25 protein-coding genes are annotated in these 25,167 nt (G+C 66.1%); 13 read left to right on the top strand and 12 right to left on the bottom strand.

Features of this window, described 5'->3' with window-relative positions; translation table 11 throughout:
• The first annotated feature begins 40 nt into the window (after nucleotides 1-40).
• The 12 genes from J7E83_RS10150 (at nucleotide 41) to J7E83_RS10205 (ending at nucleotide 11,657) form a co-directional block, all read left to right on the top strand.
• Complete coding sequence (locus J7E83_RS10150; protein ID WP_311379633.1) at nucleotides 41-610, top strand: DUF402 domain-containing protein; 570 nt, start codon at nucleotides 41-43, stop codon at nucleotides 608-610.
• Complete coding sequence (locus tag J7E83_RS10155) at nucleotides 607-1,167, top strand: hypothetical protein (protein WP_214961681.1); 561 nt, start codon at nucleotides 607-609, stop codon at nucleotides 1,165-1,167. Before J7E83_RS10150 ends, J7E83_RS10155 begins: the two co-directional genes overlap by 4 nt.
• Before the next feature lie 9 nt (nucleotides 1,168-1,176).
• Entirely contained in the window at nucleotides 1,177-2,154 is a 978-nt protein-coding gene (locus J7E83_RS10160; protein ID WP_214961683.1) for an aldo/keto reductase, read from the top strand.
• Between the two features lie 10 nt (nucleotides 2,155-2,164).
• Nucleotides 2,165-3,220 carry a nucleoside hydrolase gene (locus J7E83_RS10165; RefSeq protein ID WP_214961685.1) on the top strand — a complete coding sequence of 352 codons (1,056 nt, stop codon included), beginning with the start codon at nucleotides 2,165-2,167 and terminating at the stop codon, nucleotides 3,218-3,220.
• Nucleotides 3,221-3,344: 124 nt separating this feature from the next.
• Complete coding sequence (locus tag J7E83_RS10170; RefSeq protein ID WP_214961687.1) at nucleotides 3,345-4,166, top strand: ECF transporter S component; 822 nt, start codon at nucleotides 3,345-3,347, stop codon at nucleotides 4,164-4,166.
• 11 nt (nucleotides 4,167-4,177) lie between these two features.
• The gene (locus tag J7E83_RS10175) at nucleotides 4,178-4,930 is read left to right on the top strand and encodes an energy-coupling factor transporter transmembrane protein EcfT (protein WP_214961689.1); all 753 of its coding nucleotides are present in this window, start codon (nucleotides 4,178-4,180) and stop codon (nucleotides 4,928-4,930) included.
• On the top strand, nucleotides 4,927-6,450 hold the full coding sequence (locus J7E83_RS10180) for an ABC transporter ATP-binding protein (protein WP_214961691.1): 1,524 nt from the start codon (nucleotides 4,927-4,929) through the stop codon (nucleotides 6,448-6,450). The genes J7E83_RS10175 and J7E83_RS10180 overlap by 4 nt, the downstream gene beginning before the upstream one ends.
• A 423-nt stretch (nucleotides 6,451-6,873) precedes the next feature.
• Entirely contained in the window at nucleotides 6,874-7,392 is a 519-nt protein-coding gene (locus tag J7E83_RS10185; RefSeq protein WP_214961693.1) for an AAA family ATPase, read from the top strand.
• 162 nt (nucleotides 7,393-7,554) lie between these two features.
• On the top strand, nucleotides 7,555-9,093 hold the full coding sequence (locus J7E83_RS21410) for an efflux RND transporter periplasmic adaptor subunit (protein WP_214961695.1): 1,539 nt from the start codon (nucleotides 7,555-7,557) through the stop codon (nucleotides 9,091-9,093).
• Between the two features lie 5 nt (nucleotides 9,094-9,098).
• On the top strand, nucleotides 9,099-9,818 hold the full coding sequence (locus tag J7E83_RS10195) for an ABC transporter ATP-binding protein (RefSeq protein ID WP_251043719.1): 720 nt from the start codon (nucleotides 9,099-9,101) through the stop codon (nucleotides 9,816-9,818).
• Nucleotides 9,815-11,059, top strand: a complete 1,245-nt coding sequence (locus J7E83_RS10200) for an ABC transporter permease (protein WP_214961697.1) — start codon at nucleotides 9,815-9,817, stop codon at nucleotides 11,057-11,059. Before J7E83_RS10195 ends, J7E83_RS10200 begins: the two co-directional genes overlap by 4 nt.
• Nucleotides 11,060-11,069: 10 nt before the next feature.
• Nucleotides 11,070-11,657, top strand: a complete 588-nt coding sequence (locus J7E83_RS10205) for a hypothetical protein (RefSeq protein WP_214961699.1) — start codon at nucleotides 11,070-11,072, stop codon at nucleotides 11,655-11,657.
• Between the two features lie 24 nt (nucleotides 11,658-11,681).
• Here the strand turns inward: J7E83_RS10205 and J7E83_RS10210 are convergent, their stop codons facing one another.
• From J7E83_RS10210 to J7E83_RS10250, 9 genes are all read right to left on the bottom strand, one after another.
• Nucleotides 11,682-13,838 (bottom strand): 3-hydroxyacyl-CoA dehydrogenase NAD-binding domain-containing protein, encoded by a 2,157-nt coding sequence (locus tag J7E83_RS10210; RefSeq protein ID WP_214961701.1) that lies wholly within the window; start codon nucleotides 13,836-13,838, stop codon nucleotides 11,682-11,684.
• The gene (locus tag J7E83_RS10215) at nucleotides 13,835-15,124 is read right to left on the bottom strand and encodes a thiolase family protein (protein WP_214961703.1); all 1,290 of its coding nucleotides are present in this window, start codon (nucleotides 15,122-15,124) and stop codon (nucleotides 13,835-13,837) included. Before J7E83_RS10215 ends, J7E83_RS10210 begins: the two co-directional genes overlap by 4 nt.
• Before the next feature lie 174 nt (nucleotides 15,125-15,298).
• Nucleotides 15,299-16,621 carry an HRDC domain-containing protein gene (locus J7E83_RS10220; protein ID WP_214961711.1) on the bottom strand — a complete coding sequence of 441 codons (1,323 nt, stop codon included), beginning with the start codon at nucleotides 16,619-16,621 and terminating at the stop codon, nucleotides 15,299-15,301.
• 40 nt (nucleotides 16,622-16,661) lie between these two features.
• On the bottom strand, nucleotides 16,662-17,312 hold the full coding sequence (locus J7E83_RS10225) for a DUF3000 domain-containing protein (RefSeq protein WP_214961714.1): 651 nt from the start codon (nucleotides 17,310-17,312) through the stop codon (nucleotides 16,662-16,664).
• Between the two features lie 61 nt (nucleotides 17,313-17,373).
• On the bottom strand, nucleotides 17,374-18,492 hold the full coding sequence (locus J7E83_RS10230) for a low specificity L-threonine aldolase (RefSeq protein WP_214961829.1): 1,119 nt from the start codon (nucleotides 18,490-18,492) through the stop codon (nucleotides 17,374-17,376).
• 29 nt (nucleotides 18,493-18,521) lie between these two features.
• Complete coding sequence (locus J7E83_RS10235; protein ID WP_214961716.1) at nucleotides 18,522-19,226, bottom strand: SDR family oxidoreductase; 705 nt, start codon at nucleotides 19,224-19,226, stop codon at nucleotides 18,522-18,524.
• Nucleotides 19,227-19,240: 14 nt separating this feature from the next.
• On the bottom strand, nucleotides 19,241-20,620 hold the full coding sequence (locus J7E83_RS10240) for a DUF6421 family protein (protein ID WP_214961718.1): 1,380 nt from the start codon (nucleotides 20,618-20,620) through the stop codon (nucleotides 19,241-19,243).
• Between the two features lie 152 nt (nucleotides 20,621-20,772).
• Entirely contained in the window at nucleotides 20,773-21,279 is a 507-nt protein-coding gene (msrB, locus tag J7E83_RS10245; protein ID WP_214961720.1) for a peptide-methionine (R)-S-oxide reductase MsrB, read from the bottom strand.
• A gap of 14 nt (nucleotides 21,280-21,293) precedes the next feature.
• Nucleotides 21,294-21,785: a hypothetical protein gene (locus tag J7E83_RS10250; protein ID WP_214961722.1), complete on the bottom strand. Its 492-nt coding sequence runs from the start codon at nucleotides 21,783-21,785 to the stop codon at nucleotides 21,294-21,296.
• Nucleotides 21,786-21,929: 144 nt separating this feature from the next.
• Here J7E83_RS10250 and J7E83_RS10255 point away from each other — a divergent pair, with 144 nt between their 5' ends.
• Nucleotides 21,930-23,171 (top strand): S9 family peptidase, encoded by a 1,242-nt coding sequence (locus tag J7E83_RS10255; protein ID WP_251043737.1) that lies wholly within the window; start codon nucleotides 21,930-21,932, stop codon nucleotides 23,169-23,171.
• Here J7E83_RS10255 and ybaK read toward each other — a convergent pair.
• The 3 genes from ybaK to J7E83_RS10270 are packed head-to-tail and all read right to left on the bottom strand — an operon-like array spanning nucleotide 23,164 to nucleotide 25,120.
• Nucleotides 23,164-23,658: a Cys-tRNA(Pro) deacylase gene (gene ybaK, locus J7E83_RS10260; protein ID WP_214961726.1), complete on the bottom strand. Its 495-nt coding sequence runs from the start codon at nucleotides 23,656-23,658 to the stop codon at nucleotides 23,164-23,166. The two genes, J7E83_RS10255 and ybaK, sit on opposite strands and share 8 nt — an antisense overlap.
• A gap of 13 nt (nucleotides 23,659-23,671) precedes the next feature.
• Nucleotides 23,672-24,148, bottom strand: coding sequence for a SufE family protein (locus J7E83_RS10265; RefSeq protein ID WP_214961728.1), 477 nt, complete (start codon nucleotides 24,146-24,148; stop codon nucleotides 23,672-23,674).
• A 54-nt stretch (nucleotides 24,149-24,202) separates the two neighbouring features.
• Nucleotides 24,203-25,120, bottom strand: a complete 918-nt coding sequence (locus J7E83_RS10270; RefSeq protein WP_214961730.1) for a sulfurtransferase — start codon at nucleotides 25,118-25,120, stop codon at nucleotides 24,203-24,205.
• Nucleotides 25,121-25,167: the final 47 nt, after the last annotated feature.

The raw sequence follows: 25,167 nt of genomic DNA on the forward strand, positions 1-25,167 counted from the left end.
AGAGGACAGGCTGAAGTATCCGGGCGCCTGGGGGGACGGGGTGACCGAACAGCATCAAAGCACAACCCGCGTCCCTTCAGGCCTTGAACCCGGGCAGCTAGTGGTGGCACGGAACAGGAAATGGAACGGAAAAGCCCACTGGGTGGTACCCGGACGCTACCTGGGTGAGGACCAGTTCGGGTGGTGGATCTTCCAGGGGACAAACGAGTTCTGCTCGCGCCCGGGAGCTGCTTTCTACGCGGAGTCCGATGCCGTGCTCCTCATTCCGCGTTCGGGTGAATGGGTGGCCACCTTCTACGATGATGCCCACCCGAACGGCGTACGGGTATACGTGGACCTTGCCGTTGCCCATGAGTGGAGCAACATCCGGCCCGGGGTCACCGAGTTCCATGTGATCGACATGGACCTGGACGTGGTCCGTACGTCTGACCGCGGGGTTTACATCGACGACGAAGACGAGTTTGCCGAACATCGCCTCGCCATGAAATACCCGGCCCATCTGGTGGAATCCCTCCAGGCGGCCACCGACCAGCTTTTTCAGGCCGTTAAGGCACAGCAGGCACCCTTCGACGGTACCGACGTCGAGTGGTTCACGAAGGGACGCGCATGAGCGGAATTATCAGGGTCTACAAACGCGACGACGAGGGAGTGCTGCACTTTCGCGAGGGCTGGTTCGACGAGGACTACAGCCAGTTCGTGATGAATTACGGCGTGGTGGGGCACCAAAGCAAGACCGAAGAGACGGATGTCGCCGATGCCGAGGCAGTCGAAGGGCTCATGGACGCTTTCTCGGCGCAGTGTGCGGAGGACGGGTACGCAGAGATTCCCGACGAAGAGCAGTACTGGGTGGTGGCCCAGTTCGCGCTTAAAACCAAGGACGGCACCGACCGGGACCGCTACCTGGAGGAGAAGGCGAAGGACGCCATCATCAGCCACCTGGCGTGGCGCGGGCTGGGTACCGTGGAGCGCACTGAGTTCAGCGACTACAAGCTGAACATCGTCTGCCTCTGCCCCGACGTCAACAAAGCAGTCAGCGCGATCAAAGTCTGCAGCCGTGGGGAGGACCTGGACTTCACCAAACTCAGCATCGGTGCTGCGCCCTACAGCGAACCCGGCAACTTCAAACTCAAGCACTCCGCCAAGCCTGCCCACAGCTTCAGCCTCTAGGGTGGTGCCATGACTGAATATCGACGAGTGGGAAGCTCCGGACTGACAGTTTCCGTGGTGGGGCTGGGCTGCAACAACCTCGGCCGCGCCAAGACGGCGACCGAAACGCAGGAGGGCACTGACGCCGTCGTGCACGCCGCCCTGGACGCAGGGGTGACCCTTTTCGACGTCGCGGACACGTACGGACGCGAGCCCGGACTCAGTGAGACAATGCTCGGCAAGGCCCTCGCCGCCAGGCGTAACGACGCCGTGGTGGCCACCAAGTTCGGGATGGACATGCGCGGGGCCAACGGCCCTGACTTCGGAGCCAGGGGCTCCCGCCGCTACATCATCCGAGCCGCGGAAGCTTCACTGCGCCGGTTGGGAACGGACTGGATTGACCTCTACCAGTTCCACACCCCTGACCCGCTGACGCCGATCGATGAGACACTGTCCGCGCTGGACGATCTGGTGACCAGCGGGAAGGTCCGCTACATCGGGCACTCGAACCGTGCCGGCTGGCAAATCGCCGAGGCCGAATTCGTGGCGCGGGCGTCAGGACTGACGCGATTTATCTCCGCCCAGAACCACTACAACCTCCTGGACCGGCGCGCCGAGCTGGAGGTCATCCCGGCCGCCGAGGCCTACGGCATTGGCCTGCTGCCCTACTTTCCGCTCGCCAACGGACTCCTCACCGGAAAGTACTCGCGTGATCTGGCCCCGGCGGGGTCAAGGCTCAGCCACACCAGGACCAACCTGGTTCATGATGCCGACTGGGAGCAACTCGAAAAGTTTGGCGCCTTCGCGGCCGAGCGCAACCTGACAGAAATCCAGGTGGCATTTTCCTGGCTGGCTGCCCAGCCGTCGGTCAGCAGCGTGATTGCAGGTGCCACGAAGCCTGAACAGATCCGGCAGAACGCTGGGGCGGTGGCCTGGGTGCCGGAGAGGGAAGAGCTGGCCGAGCTGGATTCGATCTTCCCCAGCGTTCCCAAAGTCGCGCTGTTCTAGCGGAGGCCGAATGACACGACTGCTCCTGGACGTGGACACAGGGATCGACGATGCCCTGGCCCTGGCCTATCTGGCATCCCTGCCGGACATTGAGTTCGTGGCCGTCACGTCGTCCGCCGGCAACGTTGACGTCCACCAGGTGGCACGCAACACCCTGGCCATGCTGGAGCTGTGCGGGCGGCGGAATGTGGAGGTGGTGGTCGGGGCGGAGGTTCCGTTGGGAATCCCGCTGGTGACCACTCCCGAAACCCACGGTCCCCAGGGCCTGGGCCATGCTGTGCTGCCCGCTCCGTCAGGGGCGGTCTCCGGGCGGGATGCCGCGGACGTGTGGGTGGAAGCCGCGCGTGCCAGCCCGGGGGAGCTGACGGCCCTGATTACGGCTCCGCTGACGAACTTTGCCCTCGCCATCCGGAAAGAACCCCGGTTGCCCGAGCTCCTGGACAAGGTGGTCATCATGGGTGGCAGTTTCTACCACCAGGGAAACACCACGCCGCTGGCCGAGTGGAACACCCACGTTGATCCGCATGCCGCGAAGGAAGTCTATGCGGCATACCGCGGGCTGCCCGCGGAACGCCTGCCTATCGTCTGTTCGCTCGACACCACCGAGCGGATAGAGCTGCGGCCGGAGCACGTTCGCCTGCTGGCGGCGGAGGCAGGTTGTGCCGTGGAGGAACTTGTGCTCCCGGACCAGCCGGAAGGCCTCCGGAGCGGCTCCGATAACCCGCTGATCCGCCACCTGTCCGACGCGCTCCGGTTCTACTTCGAATTCCACCGGCACTATGACCAGGGCTACATCGCCCACGTTCATGACTACTTTGCCGCCGGCGTTGCGGCCGGCACCCTCGAATATTCCACCCGGCTGGCCACGGTGGATGTTGAGACTGACTCTCCGCTGCTGGCGGGGACCACGGTCGCTGACTACCGGAACCTGTGGGGCCATCCGCACAACGCCAGGATCGTCTCGGACAACAACCCGCGTGCGGCCTTCGATGAGCTCGTGAAGTCCGTTGGCGGCCTTGCCCGCAGGCTGGCTGAAGGGGATGTCCGGCCGTCTCCCAGCCGGTAAACTGGTGTCCGGTCCCGGGGGAGCGGAAACGCGTGCCCGGCCCGCTGCCGAGGTGACATACGCAGCTGCATGCACAGTCCCGGACCTTCCCGGCCGCGGAGCCTGAACCTTCAAAGGAAACACCATGTCATCCTCGTCCCTGACACTGCCCGAAGCTCGCAAGGCTGCCTCACGGAATCGCCGCATCCTGGAGATTCTGGGCGCCGCCGCGATCGCGGGAACCTATATCTTCCTTGTCCTCACCCAGCCGGCGGACATTGCCAATGGTCCCGCAAGCTTCTCGGCACTCGTGGCGTTGGGTGGCTTCCTGCTCGGTGCCGTGCTCCTGATCGTGGCCGTGCTGCCGGTGCTCCCCACCTCCACCTTGGTCCTCATCCCGGTGGCTCTCGTCCTGAACGTGGTCCTTGGCCAGGTCATGGGCAGCACCGGACTGCCGTTCTACTTCGACGCCATCGGCACTGTCCTGATAGCTGTCCTGGCCGGACCTGCCGCGGGCGCAGCCACCGGGGCCCTGAGCAGCATTGTCTGGTCCTTCTTCAACCCCACCGTCCTGCCCTTCGCCGCCGGCGCAGCCCTGATCGGCTTCCTGGCGGGACTGGCCGCCCGCAGCGGACTGTTCCGCCGCTTTTACCTGGCACCTGTGGCCGGTTTCATCACAGGGATCGTCGCGGGCGTCGTCTCCGCCCCGATTGCCGCTTTCGTCTTCGGCGGCACGTCCGGCGTCGGTACGGGTGCGATCGTCAGTGCCTTCCGCGCCATGGGCGACACCCTTCTGGCAGCCATCACCAAGCAGGCGCTCATCTCCGACCCCATGGACAAGGCGATCGTTTTCGCTATCGCGGCGATGCTGGTTTACGCGCTGCCGCGCCGGACCACTTTCCAGTTCCCCTTCGTTCGGCGTTTCCGGGTACTCGCAGGGAAGGCCCCGGCCGCGCCCGCCTCCTGACACCGCTGTCCATGCGCCTGCACCCGTTCACCGCGCTGACGGCGGCAGCCTGCACCGCTGTTGCCACGACGGCGGCAGCGAGCTGGCCGCTGTCCGTTGCGGTAGTCGTGGCCACAGCCGTCCTGGCGGCGCGCGCGAGGGTTGCGGGGCGCGTGCTGTTTGCGGCGGCAGTCACAATGGCTCCGCTGTGCCTTTCGCTGCTGGTGCTGCACGGGCTTTTCTTCCCCGAAGGCCGGACAGTCCTGGCCGAGTGGGGGCCGGCGCGGGTCACGGCCGAAGGCCTGGAGTTCGCCCTGGACCTTGCCACGCGCACCTCGGCCTGTGTGCTGGTCCTCCTCCTGTTCTCTTTCACCGTGAGCGTGCCCGACCTTGTGTCCGCGCTGGCGGCGCGCAGCGTCCCGCCGCAGTTCGGCTTCGTGCTGGCTTCCACCCTTACCCTGGTGCCTGCCATCGCCGCCCGCCTGGATCGAATCCGGCAGGCCCAGGAAGCGCGGGGTCTGCTGCTTCGGGGCGGGCTGCTGTCCCGCCTCGGTGCCCTCCGCCTGCAGATGGTGCCGCTGGTCCTGGGGCTGATTGACGACGCCGGTATCCGCGCCCAGGCGCTCGAGGCCCGGGGCTTCGGCGCCCCGGGACCGCACACAATCTTCCGGCACGTTGAGGACCCGCCCCGGCAGCGGATTTTCCGGGCCGTGGCGCTGGTCTTGGCAGCGATGGCCGTCGTGCTCCGTCTCCTGGCCTCGTGGCCGGAAGTGGCGTCCCCATGACGGCGGCGACGCGCGCAGCGCTGCGGGCCGGGATTGATGAGTTCACGTTCCATGGCGGGACAGCACCTGCACTGCGCGGCGTCGGCCTTGAGATCGCCCCGGGAAGCCTGACAGCTGTCCTGGGCGGATCCGGGAGCGGCAAATCAACTCTGGGCAAGGTGCTGGCCGGCTGGTTGCGCGCCGGACATTCAGGCGCCCTTCGGGGAAGCCTGGAGCTTTTCGGCACGCGCCTGGACTTCCGCGGTTCCGCCGGAGATCCGCGGATCAACCCTGCGGAATGGTCCCGCCGGGTGTGTTTCGTTCCCCAGGACGCCGCCGCGATGCTGTCGACGGTACGCTCAACGGTGGCAGAGGAACTGGCTTTTGGCCTGGAAAACCGGGGAACTCCACGGCAGGACATGCTGGTTGCGGTGGAGCGTGCAGCAGCCGGCATCGGACTGTCGGCACTGCTGGACCGGGATCCGGCCACGCTCTCGGGCGGTGAACTGAGGCGGTTGGCCGTGGGCTGCGCCGTCATCACCGAGCCGGACGTCCTGGTCCTCGATGAGCCGCTGGCCTCGCTCGATGCTGCCGGTGCGGCGCAGATGGCCGATCTTATCCGAAGCCTGGTCGCCCGGGGCGTCGCCGTCGTCGTCCTGGGGCACTCGGTGGACAGGCTGGCCCTCCAGGCGGGGCACTGGATAGTCCTTGACGGCGGCATTGCAACTGCGGCCGGGTCTCCGGCTCACATCATGGGATCACCGGAACTGGACGCCTCGGGCGTGCGGCTTTCGGCTCCAGCGGCGTCGGCGCTGCCTGCCGCTCCGCCAGGGCCCGCCTTCAACCTTGGCGACGTGCCCGTGATCCTGGAACTCCAGGGAGTGGGATTCGGCTATCCTGCGGCATCACCAGGGCGCCCTGGCCGCGCTACGGAAAATGCAGTGCTGCGGGACCTGGACTTCAGCTTGCGGCCGGGAGAGATCGTGGCCATTACCGGGCCCAACGGCGCCGGTAAGTCCACGCTCCTTCGCTTGTTCAACGGCCTGCTCCGGCCCTCGTACGGGGACGTCCGGGTAGGCGGAAACAGTATCGCAAGTATGCCGGTGGGAGGGGTGGCGGCCTCCGTTGGACTCTTGTTCCAGCAACCGCGGGATCAGCTGTTCGAACGGACGGCATTGCGGGAAGTACGCTTCGGACTCCGCCAGCTCCTTGGCTCCGAGGGTGCCGATGCCCGGGCACGTGCGGCGCTGGAGGACGTAGGACTGTCCGCTGCTGCGTCGGTCCATCCGGCAGACCTGCCCGCCTCGCAGCAGCGGCTCCTCGCCCTCGCCAGCGTTCTGGCGCGGGATCCGGCAGTAATTGCGTTGGATGAGCCCTCCGTGGGGCTGGACCGGCACGGTGTGGAGCGCCTCGGCCGTGCAGTCGAACAGGCGGCGGCGAGGGGGAAGGGCGTTGTATTGGTCACGCACGACGCCGGTTATGCCCGGACCGCCGCGTACCGGAACCTGCAGATCGACGCCGGCCGGCTGCGCGAGGTATAGCCGGACTGCGGCGACGGGGACGTCACTCCTGGATCCCAGCATCCCGCGCTCCGATATCGCCCTCCTCGACGGCACCTCAAGTCACAATTGGATGTGTGGGCCGCTGACAGGGGAGCTCTCCGCCCACTCATCGGAGAGGTTGACGAACCCCTTTTCCAGTCTTGTCTACCCTTGCTTAACGACTCCGACCGGCGATGGCTCCGGTCAGCCATGGAAGTGGCCTATCCCAACCACCCGTGGCTCAAGGAGCTTTAGAGTACCTCTGGATGGCTTTGCGATTCAGCTGGCCGCGGGCCCCATCCAGGTGGAGGTCCTTCATTCGGGTCGAAACTCTCGTCATCTTGTGCGTGTTGTAAAGAGCATTCATCTGGACCGGCCGTAGTGTCGGGCCATGGTCGAAGCTGGCAGGGGGATGTGAACGGCATGCGGCTGGTTCTCGTTGGCGGTGCGGCCGGAGTGGGCAAGTCGACGGCGGCTAGGCACCTGCTGCGCTCGGCGGCCAAGGGACCGCTCCTGATTCAGTGGGTCGACGTAGACGCGCTCTGGCTCCATCAGCCCTGGCGCGTCGATGACGTAACCACTGGGATGCTCCACGCCAATCTAAGGGCGGTGATGTCCAACGCCGCGGCTGCGGAGGTCGACATCCTGATCGTCACCTGGGTGTTCCAGAACGAGGCAATGCACGACGTGGTGCGAAGGCTCGCCCCCGATGCTACGCGCATCACGACAGTTCAACTTCACCTTGCAGAGACATCGTGGAGGCAGCGGTTCAAGTCCGACGACGTGCGCCCTGAAATCGACCAGTTCTTCGTTGACCGCTACCACCAAGCCCAAGCGACCCCCGTTGACCATGTCATCGACGTCGACGGGCTTGCGCCAGGCGCAGTCGCCGCGGCGATCAACCACGCCGTCGGTCTCGGTCGATTCCCAAAGCATCAATAAAGCAGTTGCAACACTTTGGACGGTGTACTGGCCACGGAATTGGTAGTTTCTGTTACGTCACAACGGTGCGGGGTGCACCGGATATCCGGAAACCTGGCACCAATGGGCGCGCTCCCACCATATTCCCGGCATGCGCTCAGCTCGGGGTAATACGGTCCAGCCATGACCTCAAAAACCCTTGTTATTAACCTGGGCCTGGGCGCCGTGATTCTGGCGCTCGGGGCAGGCACCTACCTTTCCGCCACGGCCGCCAGTTCAGCCACTCCTGCCGCGGCCGCCCGGACTGTTGCGGTGAGCAAGGCAACCATAGCCTCGGTAGCGACCGCCACCGGCAACGTTGCCCCGGCAACGACGACGGTGGTGAACGCCCAGAACTGCACCGGCCCCATCGTGTCCGTCAGTGCGGCGCTTGGCCAGCAGGTCGCTGCCGGCCAGCAACTGCTGTCAATCGATCCCACGAACGCGCAAAACGCCCTGAACGTGGCCCAGGCACAGCTTGACTCGGTGTCTGCACAGGCCAATCAGCAGCAGGTTTCGGCCGCGGGCCAGGTGTCTTCTGCCAGCCAGAGCCTGGCGAATGCGCAACAGTCCGCCAGCCTGGACACTTCCCAGCAGGCTGCCGCCGTCGCGGCCGCCCAGAAGGCCGTGGACGCCGACAATGCTGCCGTGGCTGCCGCGCCGGGGCAGCCCGTTCCGAACCCGAAGCCGGCCAACTGGGCGGATCCGGTCGTTTCCGCCCAGAACCAGTTGGCCAAGGACCAGTCGGCCCTGAGCCAGGCGCAGAACCAGGCGGCGTCGACGCAACTCAAAGACAAACAACAGGTCTCCTCAGCCGCCACGACGCTTGGCAACGCGCAGAACGCGAGAGCTGCCGCAGGCGGCACCAATATCACCAGTGCCCAGCTCGCGGTCGAAACGGCCAAGACCAATCTGGCCGCCTGCACCCTGAACTCACCCGTGGCCGGCACCATCACTGCGGTCAGCGCCACTGTGGGTGCCCTGACCGGTTCCTCCGGCGCGGGGTCGGCAGGCTCTGCCAGTGCAGGGTCCGCCGGGTCCACCGGTGCCAGCGGCTCCGCCGCGGGTTCAGGTTCCGCGGCTGCCTCCGTTACGTCGTCGTCGTCGGGCGGCGGCTTGGTGACCATCAGCGACACGGCGCACCTGCAGGTCGTCGCAGGTTTTTCGGAATCTGATGTCACCAGCATGAAGCCCGATCAGACAGCCCAGTTCACCTTTCCAGCGCTGACCCAGGACGCCTCGGCGGCGCCTGTCACGGGCAAGGTGGTGTCAATCGCCCAGACGTCCAGCACCACCAATGGCGTCGTCACCTACCCGGTCACGGTTTCCATTGACAATCCGCCGGCCGCGCTGCGGCTCGGCCAAAGCGCCAGCATCACCGTCACCACGGCCACAGCCGACAGTGCGCTGGTGGTTCCGAGCCTGGCGGTGACCACCAGCGGGACGCGCCAGACTGTCAATGTGGTTAAGGACGGGACCACGACGGCGAAACAGGTCACCACCGGCATCAGCGCCAGCGGGCGCACGCAGATCCTCACCGGCCTCTCCGAAGGAGACCAGATCCAGCTACCGGCGATCTCGGGCACGCTGGACACCGGCACGGCCAGCACCAGCGGCAACGGCTTCGGCGGCGCCGGATTCGGCGGCGGCAACCGTAGCGGCGGCACCCGGAACGGCGGTTAGTGGCCATGGCTGCAGTGATCGAACTGTCCGGAGTCAGCAAGGTCTACGGCAAGGGCGAGGCGGAAGTCCGGGCGCTCGACGGCGTGGACATCGTTATCGAGCGCGGCGACTTCGTGGCAATCATCGGGGCCTCGGGCTCCGGGAAGTCGACGATGATGAACATCATCGGCTGCCTGGATGCACCCACTGCCGGGAGCTACCTGCTGGACGGAATCAACACCGTGGAACTCGATGAGTACCAGCAGGCACAGATCCGCAACAGGAAGATCGGGTTCGTCTTCCAGAACTTCAACCTGATCTCGCGCACCAAGGCGGCGGACAACGTGGCGATGCCGCTCGCCTATGCCGGCGTGAGCCGGCAGGAGCGGCACGCCCGCGCCCTGGAGATGCTGGACGCGGTGGGTCTGTCGAGCAGGGCAGACCACCGGCCGTCCCAACTCTCAGGCGGCCAGCAGCAGCGCGTGGCCATCGCACGGGCGCTCGTTACGAATCCCGTCCTGCTGCTGGCGGACGAGCCCACGGGCGCCCTCGATTCGCGGGCGTCAGCGGAGATCCTGGACCTCTTCGGCCGGCTCCACGACTCGGGCCGGACCATCATCATGATCACGCATGAGATGGACGTAGCTGAGCGCGCCGGGCGCGTCGTGCGCATGCAGGACGGCCTGATCGTCTCCGACGACCGCCAGCAGCCGCTCGGCGGCCGGACCCTGGCCGTGACCCCATGAACGTCCTGGAGTCCGCCCGTTTCGCTCTCTCGGGGGTTGCGGCCAACAAGATGCGCTCCGTGCTGACCACCCTGGGAATCCTGATCGGAATCGCCGCCGTCATCATCCTGCTCGCGGTCGGCGCGGGAACCAGCAACAACATCAAGGCCCAAATCGGCAAGCTTGGCACCAACGTCCTGACCGTGAGCCGTTCCACGTCTTTTGGAGGCCGCGCGGGCGCCGGAGCCCAGCCGGGAGCGAACCGGACCCGCAGCACAAACCTCACCCTCGACGACGAGCATGCGCTGACGGACCCGGTGCTCGCCCCCGACATCGCCCGGACAGCTCCGATCGTCCAGGCGCAGGGCGTCACCGCGACGTTCAGCAACGCGACACACTCGGTAGCCAGCTTCCTGGGCACGTCGCCGGCCTATTTTGACATCAGCGACAGCACGGCGGCTTCGGGAAAGCTCTTCACGGATGCCGACCAGCAGGCAGCAAACCCGGTCGCGGTCATCGGCAACACAGTCGCCGCCGATCTGTTCGGGGCTGCAACCGGGTCCGCCGTCGGCCAGACCATCCAATTGAACGGCCAGAACTTCACCGTTGCCGGCGTGCTGAGCGTCAAGGGATCCTCGGGACTGAACGACCCCGATGACATCGTCGTGGTCCCGATGACTGTTGCGCAGAACAAGTTCACCGGTTACTCCCCGACGCTGGCCTCGATCACCGTGCAGGCTGCCTCGGCCGACGTCATGAACCAGGCCCAGAATGAAGTGCAGATGATCCTGGACGCCCGCCACAAGGTGGACGCCACCAACCGTGACTACCAGGTCCGTAACCAGGCGCAGATTCTCACCACCGCCACCAACACGACGCAGACACTAACTATCCTGCTCGGCGCTGTGGCGGCCATCAGCCTCCTGGTGGGCGGGATAGGCGTCATGAACATCATGCTGGTCACGGTGACCGAACGTACCCGCGAAATCGGAATCCGCAAGGCCATCGGGGCTTCGCGGGGCAGCATCGTCGCCCAGTTCCTGATCGAGTCGCTGATCATTTCAGTCATTGGCGGCATCGCCGGAATCGTGATCGGCTTCGCTGGCAGTGCCTTCCCTGTCCTCGGAGTCCAGCCCGAGGTCCAGCCCTGGACGGTCTGGGTCTCGCTGGCTGTGTCGGCCGTCATCGGCCTGGTCTTCGGTGTCTATCCCGCCAACAAGGCCGCCAAGTTGCGGCCGATCGATGCCCTCCGCTACGAATAGGACTTCCGATATGAGTTTCTTCCCAGGCAGCACCCACACTCCCCGCGGCCGTCGCGGCGCCGGAGAGCCCGACACCCAGGCATTGCCCGCGGCGGATCCACAGGGACTCCAGGAGTGGCCTTCCGGTACAGGGCGGGATGACGACGGCGGCACGGGCAGCGCCGTCGTCGGCGAGGACAGCCCCCTCGTCGGCGCAGCCTTCGGCGACGAGTCGGCACCCTTCCACGGTGATCCGCTGCCGGCCCCGGCCGACGAGGAGCCTTTTGTCCCCAGAAGCAGGTACGTCATGGGCCGCTCCACAAAGGTCATGGCCTGCATCCTGCTGGTCGCTGCCGGTCTGTTTGGCGGCTCGGCCATCCAGAAGCAAATCGACGCCGGAACCCGCGGAGCCCGGACCAACTTTTCCAATTTCCAGGGCACCGGCACCGGTGCCAGTACAGGAGGTGGTGCTGGGGCCCAGACGCCCGGCCAGGGACGCCGCAACGGAGCTTCCGGGACCGGGGGAACGGGTTCGGGGGGAGCCGGGACAGCTGGCACGGCGACCGGGGGAGCCGCAACTGGCGCAACGGCTGCGCCGACGACGGGCACGCGGCAATAGCGTCTGCCGTCGGCGCAGTCGCCGTCAGGCGCGGGAAGCGATTCCGGGCGCCAGGAACCGCTTGCCGTTGACCCGCTCGGACGCCCCCGTCCGGTCCAGATAGGGGGTGATGCCGCCCAGGAACATGGGCCAGCCCGCACCGAGGATCATGCAGAGGTCGATGTCCTCGGCGCCGGCCACCACGCCTTCGTCCAGCATCAGCCCGATTTCCTCGGCCAGGGCATCCTGGGTGCGCCGCAGCACTTCCTCGCCGGTGGACGGGGACGTGCCAAAGGACATGAGCGACAATGTGGATTCCGGGATTTCCTGGGAGCCGCCGGAGGAAGGCACCCACAGCGACGTGATGCCGTTGTCGATCAGTTTCTGCAGGTTGGCGGACACACTGAAGCGGTCGCCGAACGCGGTGTGCAAGGATTCCTGGACGTGTTGGGCTACCGGCAGGCCCACCATGGCGCCGAGCGTGAAGGGTGTCATGGGCAGGCCCATCGGCCGCAGTGCGCTGTCAGCGACCTCGGCGGGGGTTCCTTCATCGAAGGCTGCCGTGACCTCACCCATGAGGCGCAGGAGGATCCGGTTGACCACAAACGCGGCCGCATCCTTGACCAGCACTCCGGTCTTCTTCAGTCCCTTGGCGAGCTCGAAGGCGGTGGCCAGCACGGCGTCGTCGGTCTTTGGGGCGCGGACGATCTCCAGCAGCGGCATGACTGCCACCGGGTTGAAGAAGTGGAAGCCCACAAGCCGTTCCGGCTGCTTAAGGTCCTCAGCCATGGCCGTCACGGATAGCGACGACGTGTTGGTCGCGAGGATGCAGTCGGAGGACACGATCGCCTCAACCTCGGCGAACACCTGCTTCTTGACGTTCAGCTCCTCAAAGACGGCCTCGATCACGAAGTCCGCATCCGCGAAGGCCTCCTTTGACACCGAGCCCGTGACCAGAGCCTTGGTGCGGTTGGCGGCATCCTGGCTGATCCGTTTCTTGCCGAGGAGCTTGTCCACCTCTGAGTGGACGTAGCCCACGCCCTTGTCCACGCGCGCCTGGTCGATGTCCGTCATGACGACCGGCACCTTGAGCTGGCGGGCGAACAGGAGGGCCAGTTGGCTGGCCATGAGCCCGGCACCCACCACACCCACCTTGGTCACCGGCCGGGCGAGCTTTCGGTCAGGAGCACCGGCCGGGCGCTTGGACCGCTTCTGCACGAGGTCCAGGAAGGCATAGACGGTGGCGCGGAATTCATCGGTCTGCATCAGCCCGGCGAGCGTTTCACATTCGAGCGCGGCGGATTCCGCCTGCGTCATGGTGCGGTTGGCCTCGAGGATGTCCAGGACCTTGGCCGGCGCCGGCGACGCGTTGGACGTTTTGCCTTCGACAAAGGCGCGGCCGGCGGCCACGGCGGCCGTCCAGCGGTCAGCCGTGCCGGGGAGGGAAGGATCGACGGCGTTGGAGCGCTCCGGGACCACGTCGCCGGAGATTACTTCCGCGGCCCAGGCGAGCGACTGCTCCAGGAAGTCCGCAGGCTCGAACATTGCGTCGGCGATGCCCAGCTTGAAGGCCTGGGGCCCGTTGAGGGTGCGGTTGTTGCTGAGCGGGTTTTCGATCATGACCTGAACGGCGTTCTCCGGTCCGATCAGCCGCGGCAGGATGTAGACCCCGCCCCAGCCCGGTACCAGGCCGATGAAAGCCTCGGGCAGCGCCAGGGCGCCGGCGCCGGTGGACACGGTGCGGTACGTGGACTGCAGGGCGATCTCCAGGCCGCCCCCCAATGCCACGCCGTTGATGAACGCGAAGCTGGGCACGCCGAGGTTGGCCAGCGTGGCGTAGACGTCGTGGCCGAGCTGGGCCATCCAGAGCCCGTGCTCCCGGTTGTCCAGCGATTTCACCGCGGAGAGGTCCGCTCCGGCGACGAGGTAGTACGGCTTGCCTGTAACGCCGACACCCACGATCTCGCCGCGGGCCGCGCGTTCGCGCAGGCCTTCCAGGACGGTACCCAGTTCCACCAGGGTGTTGGGTCCCAGTGTGGTGGGCTTGGAGTGGTCCAGGCCGTTGTCCAGGGTGACCAGGGCGAAAATGCCGGGACTTGGCTTCCCGTGCGCCGCGGGGAGCGCGATGTCCTGGACGTAAGAGTGCGTCACCGTCTCATCGGGGAAGAGTTCGGCCAGCTTGGTGAAATCTGCGGCGCTCATGCTGCGGCTCCTTCTGTAACTGATTCAGGACCGGACCCGGTGGCTGTGCCGTAGCCGGGGTGGTGCGGGTTTTCCCAGATGACGGTGGCTCCCATGCCCAGGCCGATGCACATGGTGGTGATGCCATAGCGTACGGAGGGGTCCTCTTCGAACTGCCGGGCCAGCTGGTTCATGAGCCGCACGCCGGAGGAGGCCAGCGGATGGCCCACGGCAATGGCGCCCCCATATCGGTTGACGCGGGGATCGTCGTCGGAGATTCCGAAGTGGTCCAGGAAGCTCAGCACCTGGACGGCAAACGCTTCGTTGATTTCGAACAGGCCGATGTCGTCAATGCCGAGGCCCGCGTTCTTCAGGGCCTTCTCGGTGGCGGGCACGGGACCGATCCCCATCACCTCCGGCTCAACGCCAGCGTAGGCATAACTGACCAGGCGCATCTTGACCGGCAGGCCCAGCTCGGCAGCGGCATCCGAGGACGCCAGGACGGCAGCGGTGGCGCCGTCGTTCAGTCCGGCGGCGTTGCCGGCGGTGACGCGGCCATGGGCCCGGAAGGGGGTGCGCAGGGCGGCAAGATCCTCCAGCGTGGTGCCGGGGCGGGGCGGCTCGTCCACGCTGTTCAGGGTCCAGCCCTGTTCCGGCTTGAGGGTGGCCACCGGCACCAGGTCCGGCTGGATCTGACCCTTGCCGTAGGCCGCGGCCAGTTTGTCCTGCGAGGAGACGGCGTACGCGTCGGTGCGTTCCTTGGTGATGGCGGGAAAGCGGTCGTGCAGGTTCTCCGCCGTGTTGCCCATGTTCAGCGCAGCGGGGTCCACCAGTCGCTCTGACATGAAGCGGGGGTTGGGATCGGCCCCAGAGCCCATCGGGTGGTTGCCCATGTGCTCCACGCCGCCGGCGATCACAACGTCGTAGGCGCCGAAGCCGATGCCGCTGGCTGTGGTGGTCACGGCTGTCATGGCGCCGGCGCACATGCGGTCGATGGCGAAGCCCGGAACGGTGCGGGGGAGTCCGGCCAGCAGGGCTGCGGTACGTCCCAGGGTCAGGCCCTGGTCACCGGTCTGGGTGGTGGCGGCCACGGCTACTTCGTCGATCCGCTCTGCCGGCAACGAAGGGTTGCGGCGCAGGAGTTCGCGGATGCATTTGACCATCAGGTCGTCGGCACGGGTTCCGGCATAGATACCTTTTTCGCCGGCCCGGCCAAAGGGTGTGCGGACGCCGTCGACAAAAACGACGTCGCGGACTGTGCGCGGGGATCCGCTGCTGTGTTCTCCGCTGTGGCGGGCTTGGCTCACGTGTAACTCCTCATCGAGACGTTGGCGCCGGTCAGTGGCCAAGGGCAGCAATGATCCGGACGGCAGTGGACACTATGTTACTCGTGAGTAACTTAGCGTGCAAGGCCCGCCGTTCGCAAGGGTGAGGGCTGGTTTCGTGCCGGTCGGGCTTCGTGCTTCAGTCCCTGACCCCTGCTATGGCTTTGGCTCGCGGGGTTCCTTGGCCGGCAGTGGCTGTGGGTTCAGGAACGCCTCGGTGATGAGCGGGGCCACGAGTCCGATCTGCCACTCGCGGGCGCCGAGGATACGGAGCTCCCCGGCAACGGCGGCTTCGGTGGTGTCTGCGGGCGGGCGCCATGCCACGCGGCGCAGGTAGTCCGGGGTGAGGAGGTTCTCCAAGGGCAGGTTCAGCTGCTCCGCCTTTTCCTGCAGTAGCGGGCGGGCGGTTGACAGGCGTGCTGCTGCCTCCGGATCGCGGTCCGTCCACACGCGGGGAGGGGGCGGTGCGTTAGTGGGCAGGTGCAGCGGGGGAAGTTCTTCAAGGTCCCTCGCAGCGGCGATACAGCGAAGCCAGCGTGGGGCCTCCCGCTGTGCCGCCCGGCCGTGGAAGCCCTTGGTTCCCAGCAACTGGGGCACGGTGGCAGGCATGGCCTTGGCCGCGGCCACCAGGGCGGAATCCGGAACGAGCCTGCCGGGAGCGACATCCCGCTTCTGCGCCAGGGAATCGCGCTCCAGCCACATCTCGCGGACCGCCGCCAGCTGCCGGCGGTCACGGATCTGATGGAGGCCGGAGGTTTTGCGCCAGGGATCAATCCGGGGAGGGGCTACTCCGGCTGCCAGGATGGCGGCGAACTCCTGCTCTGCGAACTCCAGCTTGCCGTCCGCCTCAAGCAGTTCGATGAGTTCTTCGCGCAGTTCCGTCAGGACTTCCACGTCCAGCGCGGCGTAGCGCAGCCACGGCTCCGGCAGGGGGCGGGTGGACCAGTCGGCGGCCGAGTGTTCCTTGGCCAGGCCGAAGCCCAGCAGCTGCTCAATGACTGCGGCCAGGCCGACGCGCGGCAAGCCTGCGAGCCTGGCGGCAAGCTCTGTGTCAAACAGCTTGTCCGGCCACATGCCCAATTCGGACAGGCAAGGGAGGTCCTGGCTGGCCGCGTGCAGGATCCACTCCACTCCCTTGAGGGCATCGTTGATGATGGCCAGGTCGCCGAAGGGCTCCGGATCGATCAGCCAGGTTCCCGAGCCTTCGCGGCGAATCTGGACCAGGAAGGCGCGCTGGCCGTACCGGAACCCGGAGGCGCGTTCGGCATCCACGCCCGCCGGCCCGGTCCCTGCGGCGATGGCCGCGGCGCACCGCTCCAGCCCGGACTGCGTTTCGATGACAAGGGGCACGCCGTCGCGGGGTGAATCGAGGTCAATGATTTCGGGGATCGGGCTGTCGAAGCCCTCCACCGTGATGTGGGTGGTGGTATCAGCAGCCGGAGCGCCGGCCGTGGTGTTATCCGGAATGTGAGGGGTCATGGTGCCTTCAGTTTACCGACAAGGTGGTATCCGGCTGCTTCTAGTTCCGGCGGCGGCGGGGAAGGGCAGACACGCCGTCGGGAAGCGGAGGGAGCCCCGCGAACGTGCACACCATGTCGGACCACGCTTCCAGATGGGCGGTGACGTCCGACGACGCCGGTGTCCAGGATGCGCGCAGTTCGATATCGATCGAGCCTGGCCTTTCGGATAGCGTCCCGAAGCTCTCGGAGAGCACACGCGTGGCCGTGCCGCCGGCTGCCCGGTAGGGGGCCTTGTGGTTCTCGAGGGCTTCCACGAGCCAGGTCCACGCCACCGTCCCCAGCATTTCGTCATTGCCCATGTCGGGTTCCAGCTGCGCCCGGATATAGGTCACGATGCGGAACGCGCCGTCCCAGACGGCGGAGCCATCGGGATCGTGCAGGAGGATAAAACGCCCGGTGGCGAGCTCCGTGTCGCCGTCGTCGTCTGTTCCGGAGGCAGCAGCAAGGGCCATGGCCGCCGGCCCGTGGACAGGAGTGGCAGCGCTGCCGGGACGGGGCGCCATGACTTCGGCACCGAGGGCCACCGCGTAGGGTGCCAGCCGTGCCGGAGCCGGAATTTCCGCCAGGCGCAGTTCACTGCGGCACTGGGCCTTCCTGAGGGTTCCCAACGCGTGAAGAAACTCCGGGGGAACCTGGGCGAGTGCATTCACCTTCGCAGGTTACGCAACCGCAGCGGGGCGGGAGCGCAGGCTCGCCGTCAGCGGGTTCATGCTATCTGGAGGCTGCGCCTGCGTGGTGGGCAGCCAGCTCCCGGCGGATCGCGGTAACGAAGGCATCAATATCGTCCTCACTCGTGTCGAAGGAACACATCCAGCGGACTTCCCGGGCGGCCTCATTCCAGTCGTAGAACCGGAAGGACTCCCGCAGCCTGCCGGCCACGCCCTCCGGGAGGACGGCAAATACACCGTTGGATTCTGTCTTCTGTGTGGGCTCCACGCCATCGATCCTGTCCACGGCCGCACGGAGGCGGGTGGCCATGGCGTTGGCGTGGGACGCCGAACGGAGCCACAGGCCGCCTTCCAGCAACGCGATGAACTGGGCTGAAAGAAACCGCATCTTGGAGGCGAGCTGCATGTTCATCTTCCGCAGGTACACCAGGCCGGACGCCGCTTCCGGGTTGAGCGCCACAACAACTTCGCCGAAGAGCAGCCCGTTCTTCGTCCCGCCGAAAGACAGGATGTCCACACCGGCGTCGCGCGTGAAATCCCTCAGCGGAACCTGCAGGTGCGCGGCCGCGTTGGCCAGGCGGGCGCCGTCCATGTGGAGCTTCATGCCCTTGGCATGGGCATGGTCCGCAATGGCGCGCACCTCGTCAGGGCTGTAGCACGTGCCGAGTTCGGTCGTCTGGGTGATGGAGACGGCCAGCGGTTGTGCGCGGTGCTCATCGCCCCAGCCCCACGCCTCGCGGTCAATCAGTTCCGGCGTCAGCTTGCCGTCAGGCGTGGGGACGTGCAGCAGCTTAATCCCGCCGATCCGTTCGGGGGCACCGTTCTCGTCCATGTTGATATGGGCTGTGGACGCACAGACCACGGCACCCCAGCGCGGAAGCAGCGACTGCAGGGACAGGACGTTGGCGCCGGTCCCGTTGAACACCGGGAAGCATTCGATACCGGATCCGAAGTGTTCCTCCATCAGTTCCTGGAGGCGCGCGGTGTAGTCGTCCTCGCCGTAGGAAACCTGGTGGCCCCCATTCGCCGCAGCCAGCGCGGCCAGGACCTCGGGGTGGACGCCTGAGTAGTTGTCCGAAGCGAAGCCGCGGACAGCTGTATCGTGAAGCCGGGCCATGGAGGGAATTTCCAGCGGTGGGGCCGTATTTGTTGCGGGTGTCATTGCTTTGCTCACGCTTTCAGTCTAAGGAGTCAGGGGGTCAGCAGCAGGCGCTGGCCGTTCAGCCCGCCTGCAGGACTGCTGAACAGGCCGACGACGGCGGCGGCCAGGTCCCGGACATCGGTGGCGCCGGGAAAAGCCCGTTCCGGGTGCTGCTTCCGCATCTCCGCATCCACGAGCGCCTTCACCACCAGGACGACGGCGGCGCTGGACTCCGCGCGGCTGAAGCCTTCGGCCATGGCCATGGTCCACGCCTCGGCGGCGGCTTTCGCCGCCACGTAGCTGGCCGTTGCCGCGGTGGGTTTACCCACGGCCGTCGAGGAGACCATGGCAAACCTCCCGCAAACGGAAGCGGCCAGGTCCGCGTAGAACACGCGGGACACATTCCGGAGGGTGGTGATGGCTCCCCGCTCCAGGAACTCCCAGTCGGAGTCGCTCTGGTCCGGGATTCCCTTTGCCCCGCGCCAGCCGCCCACCAGGTGGATGACCGCGTCGATGGTGACGCCAGTGCCGGCGAGGCTGTCCCTGAGGGACTGGACGTCGGCGAGGCCGGCAAGGTCGCAGACGAGGGGAGTGACGCCGTCGCCGGCCTGCGCTGCCGCCTCTTCAATGCGGGTCCTGTCCGAACCCACTGTGAAGACCCGGAACCCTCCTTCCCGGAGGGCCCCGGCGACGGCAATTCCTGATGCTCCGCTGCCCCCGGTGACCAGGACGTTCAGGACCGGGGCGCCATTCACAGCCGGGATATGACTCACAGTGCCGGATTCAGTGCAGAGCTGCCGGTGATTCCGGCCGTGGATTCGATGACGGGACGCATTTTCTTCTCCAAAGCCTCATAGAACATGGACAGCGGGAATTCGTCATCCAACACCTGGTCCGTCAGGCCCCGGGGAGGACCGGCGAGCGGCAGCGATTCAGGGCCCTTGGCCCATACCGACGCGGGGTTCGGCGTGAGGGTGTCGGAAATCAGCTGGTAGGCCGCGAGCCAATGGGCCGTTTTGGGCCGGTCGATGGAACGCCAGTACAGCTCGTCGATCCTGGCTCCCAGGGCGATCACGGCATCCGCCACGTGGTCCCAGTCGACGCTGAGACGGCTGTCTGTCCAGTGCAGGACGTGGTGCTGGTGTAGCCACGCGAAGAGCAGCTGGCCCCCCAGGCCGTCGTAATTGCGGACCCGGCTGCCGGTGATCGCGAAGCGAAAAATCCTATCGAAGATGATGGCATACTGGACAAGTCCGGCGTGACGGCGGGCTTCGGGTTCGGCGTCGTCGTCCTTTTCGATCCGGACGGATTCCCTGAAGGCGGTGAGGTCGCAGCGGAGTTCCTCCAGCGAATACAGGAAGAACGGCATGCGCTGCTTGATCATGAACGGGTCAAACGGGAGGTCGCCGCGCATGTGGGTCCGGTCGTGGATCAGGTCCCACATCACAAACGTGGCCTCGGTCAGTTCCTGGTCTTCCAGCAGCTCCGCGGCACCGGGGGGAAGCTCCAGCGAGGTGATGTCCGCTGCCGCCCGCAGGACCCGGCGGAACCGCGCTGCCTCGCGGTCCGCAAAGATCGCGCCCCACGTGAAGGAAGGCGTTTCCCTGACGCCCACCGTTTCCGGGAACAGCACTGCGGAGTTGGTGTTGTACCCGGGCGTGAAGTCCAGGAAGCGAATGGGCACAAAAAGCTTATTGGAGTAATCCCCGGCTTCCAGGCCAGCGATGAAATCAGGCCAGATCACCTCGATCAGGACCGCTTCCACGAGACGGCTGCTGCTGCCGTTCTGGGTGTACATGGGGAAGATGACCACATGCTGCAGCCCATCCTGGCGCTGCTGCTGGGGCTGGAACGCCAGGAGCGAGGAGAGGAAATCCGGGATGCCGAAGCCGCTGGCCGCCCATTCCTCGAAATCGGCTTTCACTGCGGCAAGGTAGGGCTCATCGTGCGGGAACAGGGGGGCAAGTGAGCTGACGGATTCGGCGATGGCTGCCACGTGCGCAGCCGCGGCGCCGTGGTCACTTGAACCGGGGATGGAGCCGTCCTGGACCTGGAGGGCCTGGAGCGCGGTGGCGGCGTCCTTCAAACGGATCCAGTGCGGATGTTCGGCGGAAATCCTGGTGGGGGCGCTGATCACGGTCTCGGTCATCGTAGGTGCCTTTCTCATTGCTTGGGACTCTACGGCGAGCCTAGCAATCACCCAGATCTCCTAACTCAAAAAGGCTGCACCCATAAGCAAGTCTTTGCCTCGATGGCTCAAAGAGACACTCCAGCTCAAGTATTCCCAGGGCCTGGTGGCCATCAGGAATCAGGTGTGGACTGTTCCTCAACCTCGCGGGGAACCAGCTTCAGTGAAACGGAATTAATGCAGAAGCGCTGGTCAGTCGGGGTTCCGTAGCCCTCGCCGTCGAAAACGTGGCCCAGGTGCGAATCACACGTGGCGCAACGGACCTCCACTCTTTCCATCCCCAGGGTGCGGTCATGGATGTAGCGCACGGTGCCCTCGGCGAGCGGCGCCCAGAAGGACGGCCAGCCGCAGTGGGAATCGAATTTCTCGTTGCTGGTGAAAAGCTCTGCCCCGCAGGCCCGGCATTGGTAGACCCCGGCCGTGTGCGTGTCGCAGTACTCGCCGGTGAAGGGCCGTTCGGTGCCGGCGTCGCGCAGCACGTGGTACTCCTCCGGCGTGAGTTCCTGCCGCCACTCCGCATCGGATTTCTGCTGGCTGGATTCTGGGCCGGTCACGTCCCCGACTGCGGGAATGGAGCCCGTGGCCTTGTTGCCGAAGATGCTGTTTCCAAAGATGCTCATAACGTGGTCAACGCTCAGGAGTCACCGATAAATCCCGAACCGGCATAGAGATGCAGGACCGGGAGCCCAAGCCGGTCCTGGGCTTTGTTTGCCCAGTCCGTGTGGAAGGTGTCGGCCACCGCGTGCGGACGGGTGATGACCACAGCCTGGGCTGCGCCCAGCTCCTTGACCTTGGATACCAGGCCGCTGACGGCACCGCCCTCCACCACCTCTCCGGTGACTCCGCCGCCCAGGCCCTCAAGAGCGTCGAGTGAGACCGCCAGGGTCTCGGCGGCTTCCGCCCGCTCGGCGGCCGGATCCGGGGCATGGGCCGTCAGTTCATGGAAGGCCTTGGCAACGTCCAGCATGGAGAGGTTTTCCAGGAAATCCACCACCAGGTGCCGCTCGGTATTGGCCGGAACCAGGAGCACAAGGCGCGTGTCTGCCCCATCCACCAGCCGTTCAATGTTCAGGCGGTCGTCCGCTCCCAGCGGTTCTTCGGTCAGGATGACGATAGGGTCGCTCATGGAATCAGCCTAGCCCTGTGCTCGGGCACCTGCATCCATTGAGTCCGGCGCGGCACGGCGCGCGAATATGGCCTGCAGGCCGGCGGCGGTAAGAATGGAACCATGTCATCTTTTCCGAGAACCGAACCCCTCACGGCTGCACCCATGCCCCAACCGGGCCCGGGGATGTCGCTGCGCGCGAAGTGGGCCATCGGCAGCGTCATCGGCGGGGGTGCCCTGGCTGGCCTGCTGGCCACCGGTTCCTCGGCCCTTGCACTGTATTTTGCCCGCCGTGTCATTACCCCCGCGCGGCAGCGGGTCGCGAACCAGGAAGTGCTTGCCGTAATCCGCGAGGGCCAAGGCCAGCAGGTCATCCTCGCAGCAAATGAGGACACTACCGTTGACGGCGTATACGGCCTCTTCTTCGACGGCGGCAAAGGACACGCCCGGATCGGACGCATCGTCTCCTACGCCCCGGCCGAACGCACGGTCCTCCGGGAAGTCGAGGCTGTCTACAGCGGTGATCTCAACACCGCCCGCCGCGGGTGGTGGAGCGGAGCCGTCTATCCTGACCCGGCCGCCGTCGGCCTGCCGGCAGAGGACGTCCTCATCGGCGTCGACGGCGGCCAGGCACCGGCCTGGCTGGTACGGGCCGGCGGACAACCGCGCACGTGGGCCGTGATGGTCCACGGCCGCGGCGCCACCCGGCTGGAAGCCTTGAGGGCAGTGGGGCCGGCCCTGGAACTGGGGCTGACCAGCCTGCTGGTCTCCTACCGCAACGACGGCCTGGCGCCATCGGCGGGCGACGGCCGCTACGGCCTGGGATCGACCGAGTGGCGGGATGTGGAAGCCGCCATCGAATACGCCCTGGCCAACGGTGCCGAGGAGGTTGTCCTCTTCGGCTGGTCCATGGGCGGAGCCATCTGCCTGCAGACCGCGGACCTGTCGCGGTACCGCCACGTGATCCGGGCCATGGTCCTGGATGCTCCCGTCATCAACTGGGTGAACGTGCTCGCCCATCATGCAGAGGTGAACAGGATCCCATCCCTGGTGGGACGGTACGGACAGCTGATGCTGGGCCACCCGCTGGGCCGCAGGCTCACGGGCCTGGCAGCACCCGTGGACCTCAAAGCCATGGACTGGGTCTCCCGGGCCGTGGAACTCCGGACCCCCACGCTGATCCTCCACAGCGTTGACGATGAATACGTGCCCTACGGACCATCTGCCACCCTCGCCGAGCGGAATCCGGAAATGGTCACCTTCGAAACCTTCAACCACGCCAGGCACACGAAGGAGTGGAACGTGGACCCCGAACGTTGGGAACGGCTCGTCAAGGCATGGCTCCGCCAGCACCTTGTTCCGCGGATCAACCCGGGACAGTCCTACCCCGGAAAGGCGGCTACTTAGCCGTTCCGATTGCGGCTGTGATGCCGCCCGTGAGCCGGAGGAGGTCAGCCGGCGCGACTTCGATGTCCAGCCCGCGCCTTCCTCCCGAAACCAGCATGGTCTCCAGGGCAAGGGCACTGCCGTCAATGACTGTCGGCGAGGATTGGCGCTGTCCCAACGGGGAGATCCCGCCGAGGACGTAGCCTGTCCGGCGTTCAGCGGCCGCTGGGTCCGCCATCAGGGCCCTTTTCGCGCCCAAGGCGGCAGCGAACGCCTTCAGGTCAAGATTTCCGCTCACCGGCACCACACCCACCGCGAGCCGCCCTTCCACGTGCACCATCAGGGTTTTGAAGACCCTTTCCGGGTCAATCCCCAGGGCGTCGGCAGCTTCGGTGCCGTAGCTCGCCGCGGAGGGGTCATGAGTATACGGGTGCAGCACAAAGGGAACACCGGCCGCGGTCAATGCCGCAGTGGCCGGCGTTCCCTGTGAAGAGGCCTTGCGTCCCAACCGGAAGGAACCGTCAGGGCGCAGCGGTTTTGGTCCGCAGCCGCGAGGTAGCGGCCACCTTGCGCTTGATTCGGCCCAGCATGGCCGTCATGCCGCGCATCCGCAACGGCGTGATGGCACGGGTCAGGCCCAGCAGTTCCGGCATGTCGTCAGGGACGGCAAGGATCTCCTCAGCGGTAAGCCCGTCGAGCCCCTCGAGGAGCACCCCCGCGAAACCCCGCGTGGTGGGGGCTTCCGGCGGAGCCTTGAAGAACAGCCGCACGCTGTCGGCCTGTCCGTCGTCGTTCCCGTCCATCTCGATCGTCAGGAACAGCGGCGACTGGCATTCCACCACTTGCTCCAGGAGCTCGGGGTGGTCCTTCAGCCTGTCAGGCAGTTCCGGCAGCTCACGGGAGAACTCGAGCAGCAGCTGAAGCCGCTCCGGTTCGGTCAGGGCCTGGAAGTCATCGACGATTTCCGCCAAAGCGGCGGGCAGGGCATATGTAGTCATCGCTTCCAGCTTTCGCAGTTTTTCAGGCAGGCGTCTGTGTACATTCGGGCGGTCCTAGTTGGCGGCAGGGACCGTTCCCCGCTCTGCGCCCTTCACGATGGGGACGCGGACGGCGTTGCCCCACTCGGTCCAGGAACCGTCGTAGTTGCGGACGCTGTCGAAGCCCAGCAGGTACTTGAGCGCAAACCAGGTGTGGCTGGAACGCTCACCGATGCGGCAGTAAGCCACAACATCGTCGCCTTCAGTGAGGCCCGCTTCGCCGAGGTACAGGGCTTCCAGATCCTCGCGGCTGCGGTACGTTCCGTCCGGGGCTGCGGCGCGTGCCCAGGGAATGGACGCCGCCGTCGGGATGTGGCCGCCGCGGAGGGCGCCTTCTTCCGGGTAGGCAGGCATGTGCGTGCGCTGGCCAGTGTATTCCTCAGGGGAGCGGACATCGATGAGCGGCTTGCCCAGGTGCGCCAGGACGTCTTCCTTGAAGGCACGGATGGGTGCGTCATTGCGTTCCACCACAGGGTATTCGCCAGCCACCGGAGTGGGGGTGTCCGTGCTCAGTTCCCGGCCTTCGGCGATCCACTTGTCCCGGCCGCCGTCGAGCAGCCTGACGTCCTCGTGGCCGAAAAGCGTGAAGACCCACAGCGCGTAGGCAGCCCACCAGTTGGACTTGTCCCCGTAGATGACCACCGTGCTGTCGCGGGAAATGCCCTTCGATGCGACGAGCGCGGCAAAAGCCTTGCCGTCGACGTAATCACGCGTAACTTCGTCGTTCAGATCGGTGTGCCAGTCGATCTTGACGGCCCCGGGAATGTGGCCCGTCTCGTACAGCAGGACGTCTTCATCGGATTCGACCACCACAAGGTTTCCGTCAGCTACGGCGCCGCTTTCAAGGGCCGCAGCCAGCCAATCGGTGGAAACCAGCCGCTCCGGGCGGGCATAGGCAGCGAATTTCTCGTTCTGTTCAATCGGGTAGGACATAGTGGCCTTTCACTGAAACGTAGGGCGGACCTGCAGAAGGAGGTTGG

This window comes from Arthrobacter sp. ISL-48 (assembly GCF_018613805.1).
In the GTDB taxonomy this organism is placed as follows: domain Bacteria; phylum Actinomycetota; class Actinomycetes; order Actinomycetales; family Micrococcaceae; genus Arthrobacter.

What these genes read in the sequence shown, in the direction of transcription:
- J7E83_RS10265 (WP_214961728.1), bottom strand. Translation starts at nt 24,148, where the DNA reads ATGACTACATATGCCCTGCCCGCCGCTTTGGCGGAAATCGTCGATGAC.
- J7E83_RS10200 (WP_214961697.1), top strand. Translation starts at nt 9,815, where the DNA reads ATGAACGTCCTGGAGTCCGCCCGTTTCGCTCTCTCGGGGGTTGCGGCC.
- J7E83_RS10240 (WP_214961718.1), bottom strand. Translation starts at nt 20,620, where the DNA reads ATGACCGAGACCGTGATCAGCGCCCCCACCAGGATTTCCGCCGAACAT.
- J7E83_RS10165 (WP_214961685.1), top strand. Translation starts at nt 2,165, where the DNA reads ATGACACGACTGCTCCTGGACGTGGACACAGGGATCGACGATGCCCTG.
- J7E83_RS10270 (WP_214961730.1), bottom strand. Translation starts at nt 25,120, where the DNA reads ATGTCCTACCCGATTGAACAGAACGAGAAATTCGCTGCCTATGCCCGC.
- J7E83_RS10220 (WP_214961711.1), bottom strand. Translation starts at nt 16,621, where the DNA reads ATGACCCCTCACATTCCGGATAACACCACGGCCGGCGCTCCGGCTGCT.
- J7E83_RS10175 (WP_214961689.1), top strand. Translation starts at nt 4,178, where the DNA reads ATGCGCCTGCACCCGTTCACCGCGCTGACGGCGGCAGCCTGCACCGCT.
- J7E83_RS10210 (WP_214961701.1), bottom strand. Translation starts at nt 13,838, where the DNA reads ATGAGCGCCGCAGATTTCACCAAGCTGGCCGAACTCTTCCCCGATGAG.
- J7E83_RS10230 (WP_214961829.1), bottom strand. Translation starts at nt 18,492, where the DNA reads ATGACACCCGCAACAAATACGGCCCCACCGCTGGAAATTCCCTCCATG.
- msrB (WP_214961720.1), bottom strand. Translation starts at nt 21,279, where the DNA reads ATGAGCATCTTTGGAAACAGCATCTTCGGCAACAAGGCCACGGGCTCC.
- J7E83_RS10180 (WP_214961691.1), top strand. Translation starts at nt 4,927, where the DNA reads ATGACGGCGGCGACGCGCGCAGCGCTGCGGGCCGGGATTGATGAGTTC.
- J7E83_RS10250 (WP_214961722.1), bottom strand. Translation starts at nt 21,785, where the DNA reads ATGAGCGACCCTATCGTCATCCTGACCGAAGAACCGCTGGGAGCGGAC.
- J7E83_RS10155 (WP_214961681.1), top strand. Translation starts at nt 607, where the DNA reads ATGAGCGGAATTATCAGGGTCTACAAACGCGACGACGAGGGAGTGCTG.
- J7E83_RS10255 (WP_251043737.1), top strand. Translation starts at nt 21,930, where the DNA reads ATGCCCCAACCGGGCCCGGGGATGTCGCTGCGCGCGAAGTGGGCCATC.
- J7E83_RS10160 (WP_214961683.1), top strand. Translation starts at nt 1,177, where the DNA reads ATGACTGAATATCGACGAGTGGGAAGCTCCGGACTGACAGTTTCCGTG.
- J7E83_RS10195 (WP_251043719.1), top strand. Translation starts at nt 9,099, where the DNA reads ATGGCTGCAGTGATCGAACTGTCCGGAGTCAGCAAGGTCTACGGCAAG.
- J7E83_RS10205 (WP_214961699.1), top strand. Translation starts at nt 11,070, where the DNA reads ATGAGTTTCTTCCCAGGCAGCACCCACACTCCCCGCGGCCGTCGCGGC.
- J7E83_RS21410 (WP_214961695.1), top strand. Translation starts at nt 7,555, where the DNA reads ATGACCTCAAAAACCCTTGTTATTAACCTGGGCCTGGGCGCCGTGATT.
- J7E83_RS10185 (WP_214961693.1), top strand. Translation starts at nt 6,874, where the DNA reads ATGCGGCTGGTTCTCGTTGGCGGTGCGGCCGGAGTGGGCAAGTCGACG.
- J7E83_RS10170 (WP_214961687.1), top strand. Translation starts at nt 3,345, where the DNA reads ATGTCATCCTCGTCCCTGACACTGCCCGAAGCTCGCAAGGCTGCCTCA.